This is a genomic window from Nocardioides sp. NPDC059952 (assembly GCF_042730435.1).
GTDB lineage: Bacteria > Actinomycetota > Actinomycetes > Propionibacteriales > Nocardioidaceae > Nocardioides.
The window spans coordinates 13,763-32,890 of sequence record NZ_JBHWLY010000071.1 but is presented as its reverse complement, the minus strand read 5'-3'; the positions used below and the strand labels follow the sequence as shown (position 1 = coordinate 32,890).

At 69.4% G+C, this 19,128-nt stretch carries 18 protein-coding genes and 1 pseudogene; 7 read left to right on the top strand and 12 right to left on the bottom strand.

Translation table 11 applies throughout. The annotated features are described in order from the left end of the window. Nucleotides 1-19 precede the first annotated feature (19 nt). Genes ACFV9G_RS24295 through ACFV9G_RS24265 form a run of 7 tightly spaced genes read right to left on the bottom strand, consistent with a single transcriptional unit; the run spans nucleotide 20 to nucleotide 7,792 of the window. Nucleotides 20-2,350 carry a PQQ-dependent sugar dehydrogenase gene (locus ACFV9G_RS24295; RefSeq protein ID WP_378730794.1) on the bottom strand — a complete coding sequence of 777 codons (2,331 nt, stop codon included), beginning with the start codon at nucleotides 2,348-2,350 and terminating at the stop codon, nucleotides 20-22. A 25-nt stretch (nucleotides 2,351-2,375) separates the two neighbouring features. Continuing rightward, nucleotides 2,376-3,110, bottom strand: a complete 735-nt coding sequence (locus ACFV9G_RS24290) for a hypothetical protein (RefSeq protein ID WP_378730792.1) — start codon at nucleotides 3,108-3,110, stop codon at nucleotides 2,376-2,378. 18 nt (nucleotides 3,111-3,128) lie between these two features. Beyond that, nucleotides 3,129-3,887 carry an ABC transporter ATP-binding protein gene (locus ACFV9G_RS24285; RefSeq protein WP_378730790.1) on the bottom strand — a complete coding sequence of 253 codons (759 nt, stop codon included), beginning with the start codon at nucleotides 3,885-3,887 and terminating at the stop codon, nucleotides 3,129-3,131. Next, entirely contained in the window at nucleotides 3,880-4,626 is a 747-nt protein-coding gene (locus ACFV9G_RS24280; RefSeq protein WP_378730788.1) for an ABC transporter ATP-binding protein, read from the bottom strand. The genes ACFV9G_RS24285 and ACFV9G_RS24280 overlap by 8 nt, the downstream gene beginning before the upstream one ends. Next, a complete protein-coding gene (locus tag ACFV9G_RS24275) occupies nucleotides 4,623-5,642 on the bottom strand; it encodes a branched-chain amino acid ABC transporter permease (RefSeq protein WP_378730786.1) in 1,020 nt (339 codons plus the stop codon). The genes ACFV9G_RS24280 and ACFV9G_RS24275 overlap by 4 nt, the downstream gene beginning before the upstream one ends. Before the next feature lie 19 nt (nucleotides 5,643-5,661). Further along, nucleotides 5,662-6,546: a branched-chain amino acid ABC transporter permease gene (locus ACFV9G_RS24270; protein WP_378730784.1), complete on the bottom strand. Its 885-nt coding sequence runs from the start codon at nucleotides 6,544-6,546 to the stop codon at nucleotides 5,662-5,664. Nucleotides 6,547-6,550: 4 nt separating this feature from the next. Next, nucleotides 6,551-7,792 carry an amino acid ABC transporter substrate-binding protein gene (locus ACFV9G_RS24265; RefSeq protein WP_378730782.1) on the bottom strand — a complete coding sequence of 414 codons (1,242 nt, stop codon included), beginning with the start codon at nucleotides 7,790-7,792 and terminating at the stop codon, nucleotides 6,551-6,553. Between the two features lie 104 nt (nucleotides 7,793-7,896). Here ACFV9G_RS24265 and ACFV9G_RS24260 point away from each other — a divergent pair, with 104 nt between their 5' ends. Both ACFV9G_RS24260 and arfB read left to right on the top strand, forming a co-directional pair. Beyond that, on the top strand, nucleotides 7,897-8,928 hold the full coding sequence (locus ACFV9G_RS24260; RefSeq protein ID WP_378730780.1) for a LacI family DNA-binding transcriptional regulator: 1,032 nt from the start codon (nucleotides 7,897-7,899) through the stop codon (nucleotides 8,926-8,928). Between the two features lie 23 nt (nucleotides 8,929-8,951). After that, complete coding sequence (gene arfB / locus ACFV9G_RS24255) at nucleotides 8,952-9,377, top strand: alternative ribosome rescue aminoacyl-tRNA hydrolase ArfB (RefSeq protein ID WP_378730778.1); 426 nt, start codon at nucleotides 8,952-8,954, stop codon at nucleotides 9,375-9,377. Nucleotides 9,378-9,853: 476 nt separating this feature from the next. On the opposite strand, the gene ACFV9G_RS24250 is transcribed toward arfB, so the two are convergent. The 3 genes from ACFV9G_RS24250 to ACFV9G_RS24240 all read right to left on the bottom strand — a co-directional run bounded on the left by ACFV9G_RS24250 (nucleotide 9,854) and on the right by ACFV9G_RS24240 (nucleotide 12,733). Next, on the bottom strand, nucleotides 9,854-10,375 hold the full coding sequence (locus tag ACFV9G_RS24250) for a GNAT family N-acetyltransferase (protein ID WP_378730776.1): 522 nt from the start codon (nucleotides 10,373-10,375) through the stop codon (nucleotides 9,854-9,856). 128 nt (nucleotides 10,376-10,503) lie between these two features. Then, a complete protein-coding gene (locus ACFV9G_RS24245) occupies nucleotides 10,504-11,442 on the bottom strand; it encodes a DUF559 domain-containing protein (RefSeq protein ID WP_378730774.1) in 939 nt (312 codons plus the stop codon). A 118-nt stretch (nucleotides 11,443-11,560) separates the two neighbouring features. Next, the gene (locus tag ACFV9G_RS24240; RefSeq protein WP_378730772.1) at nucleotides 11,561-12,733 is read right to left on the bottom strand and encodes an acyl-CoA dehydrogenase family protein; all 1,173 of its coding nucleotides are present in this window, start codon (nucleotides 12,731-12,733) and stop codon (nucleotides 11,561-11,563) included. 84 nt (nucleotides 12,734-12,817) lie between these two features. On the opposite strand from ACFV9G_RS24240, the gene ACFV9G_RS24235 reads away from it, so the two are divergent. Next, entirely contained in the window at nucleotides 12,818-13,270 is a 453-nt protein-coding gene (locus ACFV9G_RS24235) for a CoA-binding protein (protein ID WP_378730770.1), read from the top strand. 2 nt (nucleotides 13,271-13,272) lie between these two features. On the opposite strand, the gene ACFV9G_RS24230 is transcribed toward ACFV9G_RS24235, so the two are convergent. Next, nucleotides 13,273-13,722 carry an Lrp/AsnC family transcriptional regulator gene (locus ACFV9G_RS24230; RefSeq protein ID WP_378730768.1) on the bottom strand — a complete coding sequence of 150 codons (450 nt, stop codon included), beginning with the start codon at nucleotides 13,720-13,722 and terminating at the stop codon, nucleotides 13,273-13,275. A gap of 92 nt (nucleotides 13,723-13,814) precedes the next feature. On the opposite strand from ACFV9G_RS24230, the pseudogene ACFV9G_RS24225 reads away from it, so the two are divergent. Next, nucleotides 13,815-14,210, top strand: a pseudogene (locus ACFV9G_RS24225) (DUF2000 domain-containing protein); the annotation flags it as partial. Between the two features lie 107 nt (nucleotides 14,211-14,317). Here ACFV9G_RS24225 and purE read toward each other — a convergent pair. Further along, nucleotides 14,318-14,812, bottom strand: a complete 495-nt coding sequence (gene purE / locus ACFV9G_RS24220) for a 5-(carboxyamino)imidazole ribonucleotide mutase (protein WP_355020309.1) — start codon at nucleotides 14,810-14,812, stop codon at nucleotides 14,318-14,320. Nucleotides 14,813-14,939: 127 nt separating this feature from the next. Between purE and ACFV9G_RS24215 the strand changes: the two genes are divergently transcribed. The 3 genes from ACFV9G_RS24215 to ACFV9G_RS24205 are packed head-to-tail and all read left to right on the top strand — an operon-like array spanning nucleotide 14,940 to nucleotide 19,070. Further along, the gene (locus ACFV9G_RS24215; RefSeq protein ID WP_378730765.1) at nucleotides 14,940-17,576 is read left to right on the top strand and encodes an FtsX-like permease family protein; all 2,637 of its coding nucleotides are present in this window, start codon (nucleotides 14,940-14,942) and stop codon (nucleotides 17,574-17,576) included. Then, on the top strand, nucleotides 17,573-18,415 hold the full coding sequence (locus ACFV9G_RS24210) for an ABC transporter ATP-binding protein (RefSeq protein ID WP_378730763.1): 843 nt from the start codon (nucleotides 17,573-17,575) through the stop codon (nucleotides 18,413-18,415). The genes ACFV9G_RS24215 and ACFV9G_RS24210 overlap by 4 nt, the downstream gene beginning before the upstream one ends. Continuing rightward, a complete protein-coding gene (locus ACFV9G_RS24205) occupies nucleotides 18,408-19,070 on the top strand; it encodes an ATP-binding cassette domain-containing protein (protein ID WP_378730761.1) in 663 nt (220 codons plus the stop codon). Before ACFV9G_RS24210 ends, ACFV9G_RS24205 begins: the two co-directional genes overlap by 8 nt. Nucleotides 19,071-19,128 lie beyond the last annotated feature (58 nt).

The window sequence follows — 19,128 nt, the reverse complement described above, 5'->3', positions numbered from 1 at the left end:
GCCGTGCACCTCTACGGCATCAGCGGCCGTTGACGAACCGCTGATACTGGGCCCGCGCCTCGTCCGGGGTGATCGCCCGGTCGAGGAACATCAGCGAGTCCATCCGGCAGTTGCAGGGGTTCCGCTCGACGGTGTCCTGCGGGAAGGATCCGCCGACCTTGATGCCTCGCGGCAACGTGTCGGAGGTGCCGGTGCCGTCGACCTGCCACGGGTCACCGGCGGTGGTGTAGAACCCGTCGACAGCCTTGCCGTTGCGGTAGAGCGCCATCTTGCCCGTGGTGTAGTCGAACGTCGCCGCCAGGTGCACCCACTGACCTCGTGGCAGCAGGGTCTGCCAGTCCGCCGAGGCGGCGAAGGTCTGCGAGGCCCCCTCATCGAGCCGGCGTCCCAGCGCGACCAGGCGCAGGGTGCCGTCGACGTTGATGAGCTCGAGCAGGGCGCGTACGCCGTGGCCGTCGGAGTTGCCCGACAGCACCCCGGAGAGCCCGATCGCGTTGAACCGGTCCGCGGGATCGGCGGTCAGCGAGTTGAGCGCGGGCCCGTCCATGTCGACCTTGAACCAGCCGGCCAGAGTGATCTGCTCCGCCCCGGCGAACGGCGCCAGGGACGCGACCCCGTTCTGGTTCCACGTACCCGCCTTCCAGTCGTCGTTGCCGTTGACCTCAGGGTTGACCTGCTGGGTCTGCAGGGCGTTGTTGCTGGTCCGGTACGCCGAGTCACCCACCTGCATCGCGTTGCCGCCGTTGACCTGGTTCAGCAGCGTCCGGGAGTAGCCCTGGTCCTCCTCGCGCGCCCCCGGGGCGAAGGGGTGCTCGAAGTCGTAGTAGCTGACCAGGTTCTCGCGCAGCGACGGCACGACCTCGCTCGGCCACGGCTTGTGCACCGTGTTCACGACCTTCCAGATCTTCCCGTTGGCCTTGGCCAGCAGGTAGAGGTTGCGACGCGAGTCGGTGCCGAAGCGCAGGTCGACGCGCGGGTCGTCGACGAAGTCCTGCATCGAGAGCCGCTTGCCGGAGGTGTCGAAGAGCTGCATCTCGTGCAGGGTCGCCTCGCGGCTGCTGCCCCGGCGCATCTGCTTGGCGTCGGTCCAGTAGACCTCGCCGTTGACCAGGTCACCGAAGACGTACTTGCCCCGCAGGTTGTCCAGCTTCCCGCGATAGACAACACCGCCGCTGACCGCGTGGCCGCTGTCGGAGGTGCAGGAGTAGTTGGCCGGCGGGTCGTGGTCGAAGGACGCGACCGGGAGCGTGTAGCCGGACATGTCGTAGTCGTCGGGGACCGTGTAGAGGGCGCACTCGTCGGTGTTGTCGTAGAGCAGCCGGCCCTCGATCTCGCTCCAGCCGAGGTTGTCCCCGGCCCGTACGTCGTAGACGCCCTCGATCGCGTGCTGACCGATGTGGCCGAGCAGGAGGGTGCCCTTCTCGACGTCCCAGGAGAACCGGTGCGGGTCGCGCATGCCGTACGCCCAGATCTCGCCGATCGCGCCCTCCCGGTCGACGAACGGGTTGCTCTCCGGCACCCCGTACGCCCCGTTGCGGCCGTCGCGGGCGAGCGGGTCGATCCGCAGGATCTTGCCGAAGGGGTTGGCGAGGTTCTGCGGGTCGTCGCTCTTCACCCCGTTGCCGCCGTCGCCGGAGGCGATGTAGAGCAGCCCGTAGTCCTCGTCGCCGCGCTCGGCGGTCGGGTTGAAGTCGATCTGCTGGATGGCGTGGATCTGGCCTGCGAAGTCGATCCGCATCACCTCACGGCTGGTGCCTTCGAAGGTGTCGGCGGTCGGGTCTGTGGCATCCCACTCGGTCACGACGCTGACGGTCCGCCCGGAGCCGGGATTGGTCTGGGACGGGAAGGTGGGCGTCTTGGCGAAGCCTCCGAAGCGCTCGGTGTGGGTGGTGTAGAAGAGCCCGTTCTTCTCGAAGTCGGGGTGGAAGGTGATGAAACCGGCTCCGCTGCCCAGACCCGCACCGGACCAGAAGTCCGGGAAGTGGTCCTTCACGTTGAGATACTCGTGCTGCTGCCCGCGGTCGAGCAGATACATCGGCCCGTTGAGGTCGGGGACGTACATCCGGCCCGAGCCGTCGGGGACCTCGCCGATGAAGTTGATGCGGTTGTGGCGTACGAGGCGCTGGTCGGTGGGGGCGGGGTAGGGCTCGGTCTCGGGGAGCTGCGTGACCTCCTCAAGCACGAGACCGAGGCTGCTGCGTACGGGCTGTTCGGGGATGGGATCGGGGACGGGCTCGCTGCCGGGGATGGCGGCGTTGGCAGAGAGTGCGGGGGTGAGCAGCGCGGCGAGCATGGCGCCGACGGCGATGCCGGCGCGTGCCTGTCTGCCCCATAGACGTGAGGTTTCCATGGGCTCTTCTCCTTACCGAGGGGTATCAGCGATGACGTAGCCCCGCGACGGTGACGTCACGGATGCGGCCGAAGTTGTCGAAGGAACCGAAGCCGAACCGGCCTCCGGCGAAGGTGGTGTCGGTGGCGGTCATCCGGGGCTCGTCGGCACCGTCGAGGTAGACCGCGATCGCGCCCGTGCGGGCGTTGTAGTCGAGGCGTACGTCGTGCCAGGCGGCGTCGGTGATCGACGGCTCCGCGCCGACCGAGCCGTTCCACTGCTCGTCGATGCGCAGCCGGTCGGCGTCGTTGACCACGAAGATGCCGTTGTGGGGGTAGATGGTGTTGTCGGTCGAGAGGTGGGCGTAGTAGAAGCGCGTCGGGGACTGGTAGTTCCAGACCAGGATCACGTCTCGGTTGGTGACCTCGACCGCCTCGTCGATGCGGACCTCGGCGCGGTAGGTCAGCGAGCCGAGCTCGGGACCCTTGGTCACCACTGCGTACTCGAAGGGGCGCCGCGGGCCGGGCTGTGCCGTCCCCGGCTCGGTCAGGATCACCTGACCCTTCTCGAAGGCCCACTTGTCATCGGTCACCGGATCCCAGTCGGCCAGGCTGGCCCTGGGCTTGACCACGGCCAGGCCGGGGCCCTCGGTGGGCTGTGCATGTTCTTGGGCCTGGGCTCCGGCGAGCGGAGCGGCCAGGGCCACTGCGAGGGCGATCACACCGGCGCGTACGCCTCGCCCCACCATTCGGTTCAGCGTCGATCTCCTGTTCCAACTCATGGCTGCTTCTTCCTTCCCCTAATCGGGACCGTCGGTGGCCCCTGCTGAGGTCGTTGCGGCTCCCCCGAGATAGAGCTCCGCCATCCGCGGATCGGCGAGCAGGTCGGATGCCCGACCGGCGATGTGCACCTTCCCCAGATCGAGTACGCACCCCAGGTCCGCCGACTCCAGGGCACGCCGGGCGTTCTGCTCGACGAGCAGGACCGCCAGACCGGCGTCCCGCATGCGTACGACCTGCTCGAACACGGTGGCGGTGGTCTTCGGGTCCAGGCCCATGCTGGGCTCGTCGAGCAGCACGACCTTCGGGCTGACCATCAGCGAGCGGGCGAACTCGACCTGCTTCTGCTGCCCGCCCGAGAGCGCGCCGGCGAGGGTGTTCCACCGCTCGGCGACGACCGGGAAGAGGCTCTTCACGAAGTCGGTCCGCTCCTGGATCGCGGCCGTGTCGCGCACCGTGTAGGCGCCCAGCCCGACGTTCTCGGCCACGGTCATCTCCTTGAAGACGGAGTGGCCCTGGAGGACGTGGGCCATGCCCGCGCGCAGCATCTGCTGCGGCCCGTTGCGGGTGACGTCCTTGCCGTCGACCGTGATGGTCCCCGAGCGTGGGGTGAGCATCCCGCTGGCGACCTTGAGCACGGTGGACTTGCCGGCCCCGTTCGGACCGACCAGACAGACGATCTGACCTGCGGGAACGGTGACGGTGAGGCCTCGCAGCACCAGGGCGGCACGGCCGTAGCCGGCCTCGATGTCGCGCAGCTCGAGGAGAGGTTCAGACACCAAGGTAGGCCTCCAGGACTCGTGGGTCGGTCTGCACGTCCGCCGGCGCACCGGAGGCGATCGGGCGGCCGCGGTCGAAGACCACGACATGGTCGGAGAGGCTCATCACCAGCTCCATGTTGTGCTCGACGATGACGAAGGTGCGGCCCTCGGCGTTGAGCTCGCGCACGAGCGTGGCGATCCTCCCGATCAGTGCCGGGTTCACGCCGCCGGCCGGCTCGTCGAGCATGATCGTGTCGGGCTCGGCCATCAGCACCCCGGCGAGCTCGAGCAGCTTCTGCTGCCCGTAGGAGATGTCACGGGCCTCGCTGCGCTCGAGATGCTCGATGCCGACCCGGGCCAGCAGCTCCCGCGCCCGGGCGATGTCGTCGGGGTTGTGCGCCCCGCGCAGCCGGTGGGCCAGCCCTGTCGACCGCACCCCGGCGAGCACGTTGTCGAGCACCGTCATCCGCGGGAAGATCCGGCACAGCTGGAAGCTGCGCCCGAGCCCGGCCCGCGCGATCCGGTGAGGTGCATGACCGGTCACGTCGCGGCCCTGGTAGGTCACGGTGCCCGAGTCGGGCCGGATCATCCCGGTCACGCAGTTGAAGAAGGTGGTCTTTCCCGACCCGTTCGGGCCGATCAGGGCGTTGATCTTGCCCTCCTGGAAGCTGACCGTCGCCCCGTCCACGGCGCGTACGCCGCCGAAGGACTTGGTCAGGCCGTCCGTCTCCAGACCGTGCTTGATCGGATCGGTCATGACTTCGCCTCCTCGAGCGCCTTGCGCTCCTCGGCCAGCTGGGCGGCGTCGACCTCACGGATCGAGGTATCGCCGGGGCGGAATCGGTCGAGCTGCGATGTCAGCCACGGGATGACCCCGTCGGGCATGAAGAGCACGACGAGGGCGAGCAGCAGACCGAGCGCGACCAGGTGCAGCTGGGTGTCGCCGTACTGGTTCTTGAAGAACTCGACCGCATAGCCCACGATCACGGCGCCGACGACCGGGCCGAGCAGGCTGCGTACGCCGCCGAGCAGCGACATCAGCACCAGGTACGAGCCGGTCAGGATCGAGAACTGGAAGATCGGGTCGAGCGAGCCGAACCAGAGGGCGTACATCCCTCCCGCCATCGCGGTCATGAACGCCGAGACGACGAAGACGACCAGCTTGTAGGCGAACGTGGGCACACCCAGCGCCTGGGCCTTGTCCTCGTCCTCCCGGATCGCCTTGAGCCCGGTGCCGAGCCGGGAGCGGTCGATCACCCACCACAGGGCGAGCGCGATCAGGGTCAGCCCGACGAACAGGTAGAAGAACCGCTCGTGCTGCTCGGGCCGGAGTACGTCGGGGCCGAACGGCCGCGGCACCCGCAGCCCGTTCGACCCGCCGGTCACCTCGGCCCAGCTCTGTGCGACCAGCAGCAGGATGAGCACCAGCGCGATCGAGACGATCACGAACGAGGCGCCCCGGACCCGCAGCGACGCGATCCCGATCGGCACGGCGGCGAGGCCCACGAGCACGGCCGCGACGACCATCGAGACCCACGGGTTCACGCCGGCCTCGGTCACCAGCAGCGCGGTGGCGTAGCCACCCAGACCGGAGTAGGCGGCGTGTCCCAGCGAGATGTAGCCGGTCAGCCCGCCGACGAAGTTCCACGCCACCGCGAGCGCGGCGTAGCTGGCGATCACCACGCCCACCGACAAGATGAACGGGTCCGGCGCGAGCGCCGGGAAGGCGAGCACGAGGCCGAGCAGGACGGCTGCCCCGACCAGCTTGGTCACCAAAGACGTACGGCTGTGTCTAGAAGCGCTGAGCAAGACGACCTCCGAAGAAACCCTGGGGGCGGAACATGAGGGTGGCGAAGAGGGCGAGGTAGAAGACCGTCTGCGCCCAGGTGGTGCCCATCGGGATCTGCAGCAGGGCCTGGCCGACCCCGAGGACCATCGCCGCGACGGCAGCACCGGGGATCGACCCGAGGCCGCCGATCACGATGATCGCCATCAGCGGTCCGATCCAGTGCCAGTGCAGCGAGGGGTAGATGGTGGCGTCGAGCGCGAGCGCGGTGCCACCGACCGCCGCGGTCGCCAGGCCGAGCCCGAAGCCGAAGCCGGCGATCCGGTCGGTGTCGATGCCGAGCAGCTGGGCGGCCTCACGGTGCTGGATCGTGGCGCGCAGCGCCTGGCCGAAGCGGGTCTTCTTGAGCAGCAGGTAGAGCGCGAGGAGCGAGACCGCGGCCAACCCGAAGGCGACCAGCTTGACCACCGCGATCCGCGCTCCCCACAGTTCCAGACTCGCGCTGGAGTAGCCGAGCTGGATCCGCCGCTGAGTGCCGGAGAAGAGGTAGCCGAGTCCGCCCTCGATCACCAGCGCGATCGCGAAGGTCAGCAGCACCGACATCATCGTCAGCGTCGCCGGCCGCAGCCGGGAGAGCAGCGCGCGCTGCATCCCGTAGCCGGCCGCGAAGAAGAGCGGCACGGTGATGATCAGCGAGAGCAGCGGGTCGAGCCCGGTCTGCGTCGTGAAGAACCAGGCCAGGTACGCAGCCAGGATCAGGAACGCGGAGTGGGCGATCATCACGACCCGCATGACACCGAAGTAGAGCGTCAGGCCGGCGGCGAGCAGGGCATAGAGGCCTCCGAGCAGCAGCCCCAGGATCAGGCTCTGCAGGAGGAGCGACATCGACATGGACTCACCACGCCGGCTTCGGGAAGACGAACTCGGCCTCGGCCTGGTCCTCAGGAAGGACGATCTTGATCTCGCCGTCCACCCACTGCTGGATCATGTGGGCGCTCTGCGGACGACCCTTCTCGTCCCAGCTCAGCGGCCCGACGACGGTCTCGACCTCGTTCTCGTGCAGCCAGTCGATCAGCTTGGCCTGGCAGTCGGGGTCGGGCTCGGCGCACTCGACCGCCTCGACCGCCGCCGCGACGACCTGACCGGTGGTCCAGGCGTTCGCCTCGTCCTCACCCGGCGCCTCGCCGTGCTTCTCCTCGTAGAACTTCACGAACTCCTGGTTCTCGGGGTAGTCCGCCTTCGTGGTGTAGCCGGTGGGCGCGATGATGCCCTGCGTCTTGTCGCCGATCGCCTCGGCGAACTCGGTCTCGGTCGGCGCGGTCGAGAACGCGGCCAGCTTGGGCTGGTAGTTCAGCTGCTGCAGCGCGACGATCAGGTTGACGCCGTCCTGGTACTGGCTGCCGCCCACGACCATGTCCGCCTTGGTGTCGGCGATCTTGGCCGCGATGCTGCTGAAGTCGGTGGTGTTGGGCGGGTAGACCTCGTCCGCGACGGTCTTGATGCCGCCCTCCTCCAGCGCGTCCTTGAGCCCGTAGGCGGTGCCCTGGGCGAACGGGTCGTCCATCGAGGCGTACGCAGCGGTCTTGGGTCGCTCGCTCTCGGGCATCGCGAGGATGTGCTCGGCGAGGAGCTTGTAGTGGTCGTTCGCCACGGCGGGGGCGGCGTAGAAGAGGTTCTCGAAGCCCTCCTCGAAGACCTCCGGCGCCGCGCCGGCAGGCTCGACGAAGAGGTAGCCGTAGTCCTGAGCGACCTGGGCGGCCGGGATCACCAGGCGGGTGGAGAACGGGCCGACGACCAGGTCGACCTGCTCCTGGTTGATCAGCTTCTCGTAGTCGGCGGCGACTCGCTCGGCGCTGGACTGGTCGTCGAGCATCTCCAGGCGTACGTCACGGCCGAGCAGGCCGCCGTTGGCGTTGACGTATTCGGCCCAGGCCTCGTATCCGCGCTGGATGCCCTTGCCGGGCTCGCTGAAGTCGCCGGTCAGGGGAAGCGAGATGCCGATCACGATCTCGTCGTCGCCGCCTCCTTCCTCGGCTGCACCACAGGCGGCGAGGGTGGAGGCGAGAGTCACGGCCGCCGCGGCAGCCAGGGTTGCTCTTGACCGCTTGCTCGCGGTGGGGGTCTTCGTGAAGCGCATCTGCGGGTCTCCTCTACGAAAGCGCTTACGTAAGCGTTTACGATGACGTTACCGACTCTCGCTTAGTGTGGCAAGAGTCACATTCCTGACGACAAGGGGCATCGATGGTCCGAACCAACCGCTCCCCCCGCCTGATCGACGTCGCGCATGCGTCCGGCGTCTCGATCGCAACCGCGTCCCGCGCGCTCTCCGGAACCCCCGGTGTCAGCGACTCGGTGGCCGAGAAGGTCCGCCAGGCGGCACGCGAGCTCGGCTATGTCGCCAATCTCCATGCCCGCTCGCTCGCCAGCGGATCGACCGCGACCATCGGGCTCGTCGTGCACGAGATCGGCGACCCCTACTTCTCCGAGATCGCCAGCGGCGTGCTCAGCCTCGCCGCCGAACACGGGCGCACCGTGCAGATCTGCCACACCGGCCGCGACCCCGAGGCCGAGGTGGAGCAGGTACGCAGCCTGGTGGCCAACCGCGTCGGCGCGATCCTGATCGCGGGGTCGGGCTTCGTGGACGCCTCGGTGGAGGCACCGATGCGACTCGAGGTGCAGCGCTACGCGGAGGCGGGCGGTCGGGTCGCCGTCGTCGGCAAGCACCACCTCGGGGTCGACAGCGTGCTGCCCGACAACCGCCCCGGCGGCCGTGCCGTCGCCGAGCACATCCTCGGCCTGGGCCACCGGCGCATCGTGGTCGTCTCGGGCACCCTGGAGCTGACCACCGTCGCCGACCGTCTCGACGGGGTGCGCGACGCGCTCGAGGCGGCGGGTCTCGACGCACGCGACGTACCCGTCCTCGAGGGGCCGTTCACCCGCGAGGGCGGGCGCGAGTGCATTCGCCGGATGCTCGCCGACCACCCGCGTACGACCGCTGTCATCGCCCTCAACGACGACATGGCCATCGGGTGTCTCTCGCAGCTGCGCAGTGCCGGGGTCTCGGTGCCGGGCCAGGTCTCGGTCAGCGGGTTCGACGACGTCGCCGTCGCCCAGGACCTCTCCCCCGGACTCACCACCGTCCGGCTGCCGATGGCCGAGATGGGAGCCCGCGCGCTGACACTGGCGTTGAAGGAGCCCGGCGCGCGTGCCCGGCGACAGCGGGTCCCCGCCGAGCTCGTGGTGCGCGACTCGACCGGGCCCGCCGTTCCGTAAACCGGCGGTCTAGGGTTCTTGGGGTGAAAGATCTTCGGGTACCACCGGGCCCCGGGCTGCCCGAGGGTCTCGTCATCCCCGACACCGAGCTGGTCGAACGCTTCTCCCGCTCGCCCGGCCCCGGCGGGCAGTCGGTCAACACCACCGACTCCCGTGTCGAGCTCTCCTGGGACCCGTCCGCCTCCGTCGCTCTCGACGAGCGCCAGCGCGACCGCCTCCTCGCCCGCTCCCCGGGGCCGCTCGTCGTCGTCTCCCACGAACAGCGTTCCCAGCACCGCAACCGGGTAGCCGCCCGCGAGCGCCTCGCCGACCGCATCCGCACCCTCCTCGCCCCACCCCCTCCCACCCGCCGCCCCACCAAACCCACCCGCGGTTCCAAGGAGCGCCGCCTCGACGCCAAGCGCCAGCGCGGCCAGACCAAGCAGCTCCGCGGCCGAGTCCAGGACTGACCCCCGCCGAAACGTCGGCTCCGTCAGCCGAGCCGTCACCTCCGTCAGCCGAGCCGTCACCTCCGTCAGCCGAGCCGTCACCTACGTCGGCCGAGCCGTCACGTACGTCGGGCGAGCCGTCACGTACGTCGGGCGAGAGGTCGCCACAGTGACGCGAGAGGTCGCCGCAGTCGGCCGAAGCGTCACCCGCGCTGGCCGAGACGTCAGCCCCGCAGGCCGAAGCGTCACCCGCGCCGGCCGAGACGTCAGCCACTCTCGCCGAAGCGTCACGTACGTCGGCCGAGACGACACCCGGAGACGTCTCGATTCACGTAAGTGACGCTTCGAACGACTGGAGCGACACCTCGGCCGACGGGCGGGACGTCTCGACCAACCGGAGCGACACCTCGACCGACCGACGTGACGTCTCGGCCGACCGACGCGACGCTTCGACCGACCCGAGCGACGCCTCGGCCGACGTAGGTGCCCTCTCGGCGTCAGGCGGGGTCGGGGTCGGTGGCCAGCCGGGCGTGGGTCTCGGTGTCGTAGCGGACGCCGTCGTAGAGCAGCTTCTGGCGTTCACGGCCCTCGACGACGAAGCCAGCGGCGGTGGCGACGTGGCACGATCCGGGGTTGTCGAGCCGGTGGCCGGTCTCGAGGCGGAAGAGGTCGAGCTCGTCGAAGCAGTACCTCGACAGGAGCTTCAGGCCGGTGCTGCCGACGCCCCTCCCGCGGTGCTTCTCGAGGGTCCAGTAGGAGATCCAGCCGATGCTGTGGACACGCAGCTGGGTGGTGACCCGCATCTGCCCGAGGATCTCGTCGCCGTCGACCACGGCGAAGGCGTAGCCCCGGTCGGCCGCCGCGTCCTCGGCCCAGCCGGCGATCAACCGCTCGGCGTCCGCGACGGTGGCGACATCCGCCGACCGCTCGGTCTCCATGCCAACCCCGTCGTACGCAGCGAGCAGAACGGCGGCGTCCGACTCCTCCCACTCCCGAAGCCGAAACCCGTCACGCACCATGCGACACACGATAGCCGGGTGGAGCCGTGCTCGATCCGTGCACCTCCACCACCCCAGAAGTGCACCAATCGCGCACATGCACGATTCGTGCTCCAATCAGCCAGCACGAGTGCACAGATCGTTCACGGTCAGCGGATCACCGGGAAGTGGGGGCGCCAGGCGTCCGAGAGCCGCTTCGGCACTCCCGGTTCGCCCCGCTCCAGCAGCACCCGGTGGATCTTCGCCACAGTCAGGTCGGGGCGACGGAAGAGACCCTTTGCGACGACGGTCAGGATGCGCCAGCCATCGTCGTCGGCCTCCTCGCGTCGCTCGAGGTCGCGCTCCCACTGCTCGGCGGGATGCTGCTTGCCGTCGTACTCGACGACGGTCTTCGACGCCACATACACCAGATCGTGCTCCCGCTTGAGCATGCCGTCCCCGGTGCCCACGAGGACGTTGATCCGCGGCTCGGGCAGCCCGGCGAGCACGATCAGCATGCGCAAGCGGGTCTCCATCGGCGAGCGCACCTTGTCGCGTACGTAGCCCGCCGCCGTCGCGGCGAGGCGCGAGCCGGGCAACGTCCCGGAGCCTGAGAAGTCGGCCAACGTCGCCGGCGTCACGCCCCGGTGATGGCGTACGAGATGGTCGCCCGCAACGACGAGGTCGACCAGGCTCAACTGACTCCCGAGCTCGGCGAAGAGCTGATCGGGCGAGGAGACCCCGATGCCGTCGAGGACCACTGCTCGCGGCTTCTTCAGCACATGACAGACGATCCCAGGATGCGTACGACGGTGAGACCCGGCGGTCACCGTCACATGCTCGTCGGGCAGCGTCGGGATCGGCACGCCATAGACCCGGGCCGCGGAGGCATGACTGGCGAAACCGTTGCCACGGAACGGCACGAGGGCAGCCTGGACGCGCTGCAGCGGCGTCGGCGGCGCATCGGCGGCTACGTACACACCGCTGAAGAGGCGTACGAAGCGCGGGCCGCGCAACGTGCTCGGCTTCAGCTTCGCCTTCGCGGCATCGGCTCGCGAGAACGGTCGTGATGTGTCCAGGACGAAGTCCTCGCCGGATGTGTCCCCCATGAAGGCATCATCCGCCGCCCGTGCACGATCCGTGCACCCTTGAGGAGATCACCGGTGCATAGATCGTGCACATGAACGATCGGTGCACTCGCCGAGCACCGGCGAGTGCCCCCATCGGTCACAGGGTCGACTGGATGCCGGCGAGGAGCTGGCGGGCCATCACGATGCGCTGGACCTGGTTGGTGCCCTCGTAGATCTGGGTGATCTTGGCGTCGCGCATCATCCGCTCGACCGGGTAGTCGCGGGTGAACCCGTAGCCGCCCAAGAGCTGCACGGCGTCGGTGGTCACCTGCATCGCGACATCGCTCGCGAACGCCTTGGCCGCGGCACCGAAGAAGGTGAGGTCCTTGTCGCCGCGCTCGGAACGGCCGGCGGCGGCGTAGGTGAGCTGCCGGGCGGCCTCGATCTTCATGCCCATGTCGGCGACCATGAACTCCACGCCCTGGAACTCCGCGATCGGCTTGCCGAACTGCTTGCGCTCCTTGATGTAGCCGAGCGCGTAGTCGAGCGCGCCCTGGGCGACACCGACGGCCTGGGCGGCGATCGTGATCCGGGTGTGGTCGAGGGTCTGCATCGCATAGGTGAACCCGAGACCCTCCTCGCCGATGAGCCGGTCGGCGGGGATGCGTACGTTGTCGAAGTAGACCTCGCGCGTCGGCGAGCCCTTGATCCCGAGCTTCTTCTCCGGGGCACCGAAGGACACCCCAGGATCCGACTTCTCCACCACGAACGCGGAGATGCCCTTGGAGCGCTTCTCGGGGTCGGTCACCGCAAGCACCGTGTAGTACTCCGAGACGCCCGCGTTGGTGATCCAGCGCTTCACACCGTTGAGCACCCAGAAGTCGCCGTCGCGTACGGCGCGGGTCTTCTGGTTGGCGGCGTCCGAGCCGGCGTCGGGCTCGGAGAGACAGTAGGAGAAGTTGCCCTCACCGGCGGCGAGCTTGCCCAGGTACTTCTTCTTCAGCTCCTCGGAGCCACCGATCTGCACCGGCAGCGAGCCCAGCTTGTTCACCGCGGGAATCAGCGAGGCCGAGACGTCCGCGCGAGCGATCTCCTCGATGACCAGGACGGTCGCGAGCGCGTCGGCACCGACACCGCCGTACGCCTCCGGCACATGTGGCGCGAAGAACTCCGTCTCGACCAACGCGTCGTGCGCCTCCTGCGGATAGCGAGCCTCCTCGTCGACCGCAGCAGCAGCCGGCGCGATCTTGGCGTCACAGATCTCACGGATCGCCTTGCGGATCTCCTGGTGCTCCTCGGAGAGGGCGAACAACGGGTACTCGGCACTCATGTCCCGGAGTCTATGCCTTGTGCTACTGGCCAGTAAGTCGACGGGTCACGGAATCCGCTGCCCCACGTTGTTGTTGTCCTCTACATGACCGTTGCGTGGCTCGACCAGGACACCATCGACAAGCTCCTCGACGACTCCGAGACGTGGGCGGTCGTCGGCCTCTCGGGCGATCCGTGGCGTACGGCCTACTCGATCGCCCAGGAGCTCCAGCAGCACGGCAAGCGGATCATCCCGATCCACCCCGGTGCCGCCGCGGAGGGCAAGGAGGTGCTCGGCGAGAAGGTCTACGCGACCCTGGCCGACGCCGCCGCGGCCGTCGGGAGGATCGACGTCGTCGACGTCTTCCGCCGCTCCGAGGCCGCCGGCCAGTTCGCCGACGAGGCCGTGGCGATCGGCGCCGGGGGCGTCTGGTTCCAGATGGGCGTGGTCGACGAGTCGGCCTTCGAGCGCACCACCGCGGCCGGGGTGCCGATGGTGATGGACACCTGCCCCAGCAAGATCTGGTTCCAGCGCGACCGGGCCGGCGCCCTGAAGTAGGGCTACGACTCGAACGTCATCGTCCGCAGGTGCTCGTAGATCACCGAGGTCTCCACGTCCGCGATCTCGGCCCGCGAGGTGAGCCGGTCGATCACGAACGCGTAGAGCGCGTCGTTGTCGGGGACCGCCACATGGACGATGAAGTCCATCCGCCCGGAGGTGACGAAGACGCCGACGGCTTCGGGGAGCGCGCCGACCCAGTCACGGAACGACTCGATGTTGGCGCGCGAGGGAGGTCGGATGCGTACGGCGACGAGAGCCTGCACGCCGCGGTCGATCTGACGGAAGTCGAGGTCGAGGTACGCACCGCGGATGAGCCCACGCCGCTGCATCGCCCGCGCGCGGTCGTGCACGGTGGTCGCCGAGACGCCGACCTCGGCGGCGATGTCGCGAAGGCTCCGCCGTGCATCCATCGTCCAGGCGGCCAATATCTGACGGTCGACTTCGTCCATGCACGCCAGATTAGCCGATCAACTTGACATTGACCGGCTCAGTTGCGATCTGACCTGACGTTCCCAAGACTTGTCAGCGAATCAGTTGGCGAATGACAGGAGTCAGAGTGATGAGCACAGGCGTCGAGACGGCCACCATCGGGTTCACCCCCGAGGAGATCGACCAGTCCGCGAGCACGCGGGACGTGCCCTACAAGTGGGTGGTCGTCGTCGACCAGACCCTCCCCGCAGGACGCGCGGTGAACGCGGCCGTCTGCGTCGCGGGGGCGACCACGCAGCGTACGGCCGGGCTCCTCGGGGAGGACGCGATCGACGCCGACGAGTCGGCCCACCCGGGCCTGCCCTGGATCGGCTGTACGGTGCTGGGCGCACCCGCCCAACGGCTGACCGACCTGCGCCGACAGGCCATCGCCCAGCCCGGCGTCGCCGTCATCGACATGCCCACGCAGGCGCAGCACACGAGGGTGTACGACGACTACCTGTTCGCCGTCGGGAACAGTCGCGGCGCCGACCTGTCCTACTGCGCCGTCAGCCTCTTCGGCCCCGCCGCATCATCGACAAGCTGGTCAAGGGGCTCTCGCTCCTGCCCTGAGGGTCAGGAGGTGGCGTTGCGGACGACCTCACCCTTGGCCGCGGCGAGCTCGGCCAGCGACTTCTCGTACGCCACCAGCTTCTGCTGCAGCTCGGGGTCGGCGACGCCGAGGATGCGGGCAGCGAGGATGCCGGCGTTCTTGGCGTTGCCGATGGCGACCGTGGCCACCGGGATGCCGCCGGGCATCTGCACGATCGACATCAGCGAGTCGAGGCCGTCGAGGTACTTCAGCGGCACCGGAACGCCGATGACCGGCAGCGGGGTGACGCTCGCGAGCATCCCGGGAAGGGCCGCGGCACCGCCGGCGCCCGCGATGATCACCGAGATGCCTCGACCGGCGGCCTCGCGGCCGTAGTCGAGCATCTCCTGCGGCATCCGGTGGGCCGACTTCACGTCGGCCTCCCACTCGATCCCGAACTCGTCGAGAAGCTCCGCCGCGGCCTTCATCGTCGGCCAGTCGGAGTCGGATCCCATCACGATGCCTACACGAGCGCTCATGGGCCAAGGCTAGGCCGAGGAGTCCTCCTGGCCTGGAACCGGGCCGCCTAACGGTGCGGTAACGGAATCACAGGGTGGGGGTAATTCGCTGTCGCGCTCCACAAGGTTAAGAGATCGTGTGCCGGTGATGTCCGCCCTGAGGTACCGGCTCGGCCAAGGCGTGGTAATCGCCCTGCTCTCCGCGCTCATCACCGCGTGCGCTGTCTTCGCCCCGCTCTACGACCGGGCGATGCAGCAGGCGGCCAGCTCAGTCACTCTCGAGAAGGCGCCCAGCATCGAGCGCGATCTCCAGCTCTTTGGACCGACGGTCGAGTACCTGTTGAAACGTACGTCCCCGGCATCTCTCGAGCAGCATCTCCCGGCCCGCTCGCTCTTCCACGATCCCGTCGTGGGACGCGTCGCCGTCACCGAGGTCGACCTCGGCCCCCAGTCCTCGAGCGTGCCTCGAGGCGACCTCTGGTGGCGGGAGGGCCAGTGCGACCACATCAGGATCACCGCAGGCACCTGCCCCGCCGGGGCCCGCGAGATCCTGGTCACCGAGAACGAGGCGGAGACCTATGGACTCGAGGTCGGGGACACCGTCCACGCGCCGGCAACGGAGTCGCTCCTGGACGAGAACCTCCAACGCGCGCCGACACCGATCGTGGCCTTCGAGATCGTCGGCACCTACCTGGCCGATGACGAAACATGGTGGCAAGGGCTCCGCCTCGAGGGCCTGGCCGGCATCGCCGCCGGCGGCACCGCCCAGCACGACGTCTGGCTGACCGACGAGTCGACCTTCGGCGGCACGACACCGTTGCTCGCCAACGAACAGGCCTGGGTCGGCTCTCGGCTGCGCACCGAGGTGGTGGAGGTCGACGAGCTCACCACTCTCGGGGACGACCTGGGTGCCCTCCGGGTGCGCGTCGAGAAGGCCGAGGCCGAGCGCGGCCTCTCCGAGGACTCGATCGCCTGGACAGTGACCACGCTGCCTGAGCTGGCCGACAGCGTCGAGACCCAGATCGAGCAGAGCCGGACGATGGTGCCGCTGCTCCTTCTCCAGCTGGGCCTGCTCGGGGTGATCGTCCTGTGGATGATGCTGCTCGCGGCGACGGACCAGCGCCGACCGGACGTGGTGGTCGCGCGGCTTCGAGGACGGGGCGCTGCCGGGGCCCGCTCCTTGCTGCTGGGCGAGCTGCTCCCGGCCGTGCTCGTCGGGGTCGTCCCAGGGGTGGCCGTCGCGCTCCTTGCCTCGAACCTTGCGCGAACCCACTCCCTTCCGAGCGAGCCGCCCTTCGAGCTTCCGCAGGGGACGGTCGTCTCCGGCATGGTGGTTGTGGCCGTCCTCGTCCTGGTGACGTACGCAGCGGTCCACCGAGTCGCTCGCGAACCGCTCGGCACCCTGCTGCATGGGACGCACAGCCGCCGCCCCGGATGGGCACCGAGCGTGGGCGAGGCCGTGGCGATAGCCGCGTGCGGGGCGTGCGTGATCGCCTTCGTGACGGGCAGCCTGACCGGGCCGATCGCGCTCGCCGCCCCGGCGCTGCTCTCGGCTCTCATCGGTCTCATGCTCGCCCAGCTGTTCACCCCGCTCGCGACGCGGGTCGGCGGCACGCTGCTGCGCCGTGGCCGGCTACGCGCCGGCGTCTCGCTGCTCGATGCTTCGCGCAGCATCGCCACGCGGCGTACGGTCGCCCTGGTCACCGTCGCCAGCGCCCTCGCCGTCTTCTCGGTCTGCGGCCTGCTCGTCGGCGAACGCAACCGCGCGGTCGCTGCGGAGCAGGAGGCCGGCGCGCCGCTGATAGCCGAGATCTACGGGCAGAACACGACGGCCAGCAACCTCGAGTCCGTACGTCGTGTGCTCGCAGGCCTCGACCCCGAAGGCGATCGGGTGACCCCGGTCGTACGTGCCGCATCACCGGGCGGCGGTGCGACGACCTTCGCCGTCGAACCGCAGGAGTTCCGAAAGATCGCACTCTTCGGCGCCGAGGGGCCCAGCGCCGCCCAGTGGCAGGCACTCGAGAACGCAGAGGCCCGCGAGCCGGTCCCGATCCTCACGTCCGGCGCGGTGTTGAACGAGGATCCCACGATCGTCGGGCTCGACGGCATCCAGCAGAAGGGCGCGGAGATCGTCAGCATCGACCGCGTCCCCGGCGGCGGTCCCGACGTCGCCCTCGTCGACCTCACCACGGCCGAGAAGCTGGCCGCTCCTGACAACGACTCCACGATCTCGCTGTGGTTCGCCTCCGAGGACCGCGCGCTGCTCGAACGCATCAGCGCCGGCCTCGCGGACGAGGACATCGACGTGACGACGGCCCGCACGCTCACAGACGTACGCCGCGACCTCGATGAGTCCGTCGCCGCCTGGAGCCTGCGGCTCGGCGTCGTGGTCGGCCTCACCGCCGTGGCGATCGCCGTGCTCGCACTGTGCGTGCTCGCGGTGACCGGCTGGCGAGCCCGCGCTCGCGATCTTGCCTCGCTCTGGCTGGCGGGTGTCGACCGGCGCACGGTCAAGCGGCTCCCCGGCGGCACACAGCTGCTTCCTGTGGTGCTCGGCGTCCTCGCCGGTGCCGGAGCCGGCGTGCTCGCCACGCTGCTGACTCTGCCCGACATACCGCTCTTCACCGTCGAGCCCGCGGTCGATGCCACCGACCTGTCCGTGCCGTGGCCAGCGGTCGGGCTGACCACCCTCGGCTGCCTGCTGGTCCTCGGCACGGCCGCCGCCCTTCTCGGCCGGGCGGTCGCGGCCGCGGCGCGCTTCGACCGGCTCCGGGAGACCGCATGAGCACAGGAATGGCGATCCGCACCCATGGCCTGGTGCACATCTATCACGCAGAGGGACACGACGTGGCCGCACTCTCCGGCGTCGATCTCGACGTGCGACCCGGCGAGCTGATGGGATTGCTGGGCCCTTCAGGATCCGGGAAGTCGACGCTGATGAGCCTCCTGGCCGGTGTCTTCCGGCCCAGCGCCGGAAAGATCTTCGTCGGCGCACACGAGGTCTCATCGGCCAGCGCGAGGGAGCTGGACCGGCTCCGGGCAACCCAGGTCTCACTCATGCTCCAGGGCGCCGGACGCAACCTGCTGCCCTACGCCACTCCGGCGGCCAACGTGGGTTTCGCGCAGCGCGCGGCCCGCGCGACCAAGGATCTGCCCACCGCTGAGGAGGTGCTCAGCGAGCTCGGCATCGCCGACGTGGCCGACCGTCCGCTGACCGGCCTCACCCCTGGTGAGCTGCAGCTCGTCGCACTGGCGGTCGCTCTCGCCACCCGGCCCGGCCTCGTTCTCGCCGACGAGCCGACCAGCCAGCTTGGCCACGCCGCCCGCGACGTCGTCCTCGAGCGGCTCGCCTGGATCAACCGCGCCCACGGCACGACCGTCGTACTCGTCACCCACGATCCGCACGTCGCCTCGTTCCTGCCCCGCACGGTCACCATCCGCGACGGCCGTATCGGCGGCGAGGGACGCAGCGGCGAGGAGTACGCCGTGGTGACGGCAGATGGTTCGCTCCCGCTCCCCGGCCACGTACGCGACGTGCTTCCTCCAGGCACACTGGTCCGTTTCCATCCGGTGGACGGTCATTATGAGCTCGTTCCCGAGCGCGAGGAGGCGAGCGATGAGTGAGCTTCGCGCGAACGGGTTGACAGTGACGTACGGGAACCTGGTTGCCGTCGAGGCGATCGATCTCGGCCTCGGGACGGGCGTGATGCTGGCGGTCACCGGTCCCTCCGGCGCCGGGAAGTCGTCGCTGCTGTGGGCGCTGGCCGGCGCCCGGCGCCCAGCAGCAGGATCCGTGAACCTGGACGGAGCGCCCCTGGCCGGCCGGGACGACGCCGCCGACCGTGGCGTCACCCTCATCCCCCAGGGCAACGGTCTCGCCGGGGCGCTCTCCGCGGAGGAGAACGTCCTGGTACCGATGCTTGCCCGCAAGGTGCCACCCCGGGAGGCGCTCGAGCGCACCGCAGCCGCACTCGAGCTGGTCGGCCTCGCAGAGTCCGGACGCCACCTCGTCGACGAGCTCTCCGGCGGTCAGCAGCAACGCGTCGCGCTCGCCCGAGCCTTCGCGATGCGGGCCGCGGTGATCCTCGCCGACGAGTCCACCAGCGATCTGGACGCCGGCAACCGGGAGCGGATGATCGCCGCGCTCCGGGCGGAGGCGGCGCGGGGCGCGATCGTCGTGCTCGCCACCCACGACCCCGAGGCGGCGGCCGAGGCCGACGCGGAGGTCGCGCTCGACGAGGGGGTCGCGTCATGGCCCCGACCTCTGCCTGTCATCTGAGTGTCGGTCCTGCCCGCTAGTGTGCTGGCACTCCTCCCCCACGACCCCCACCAAGGCA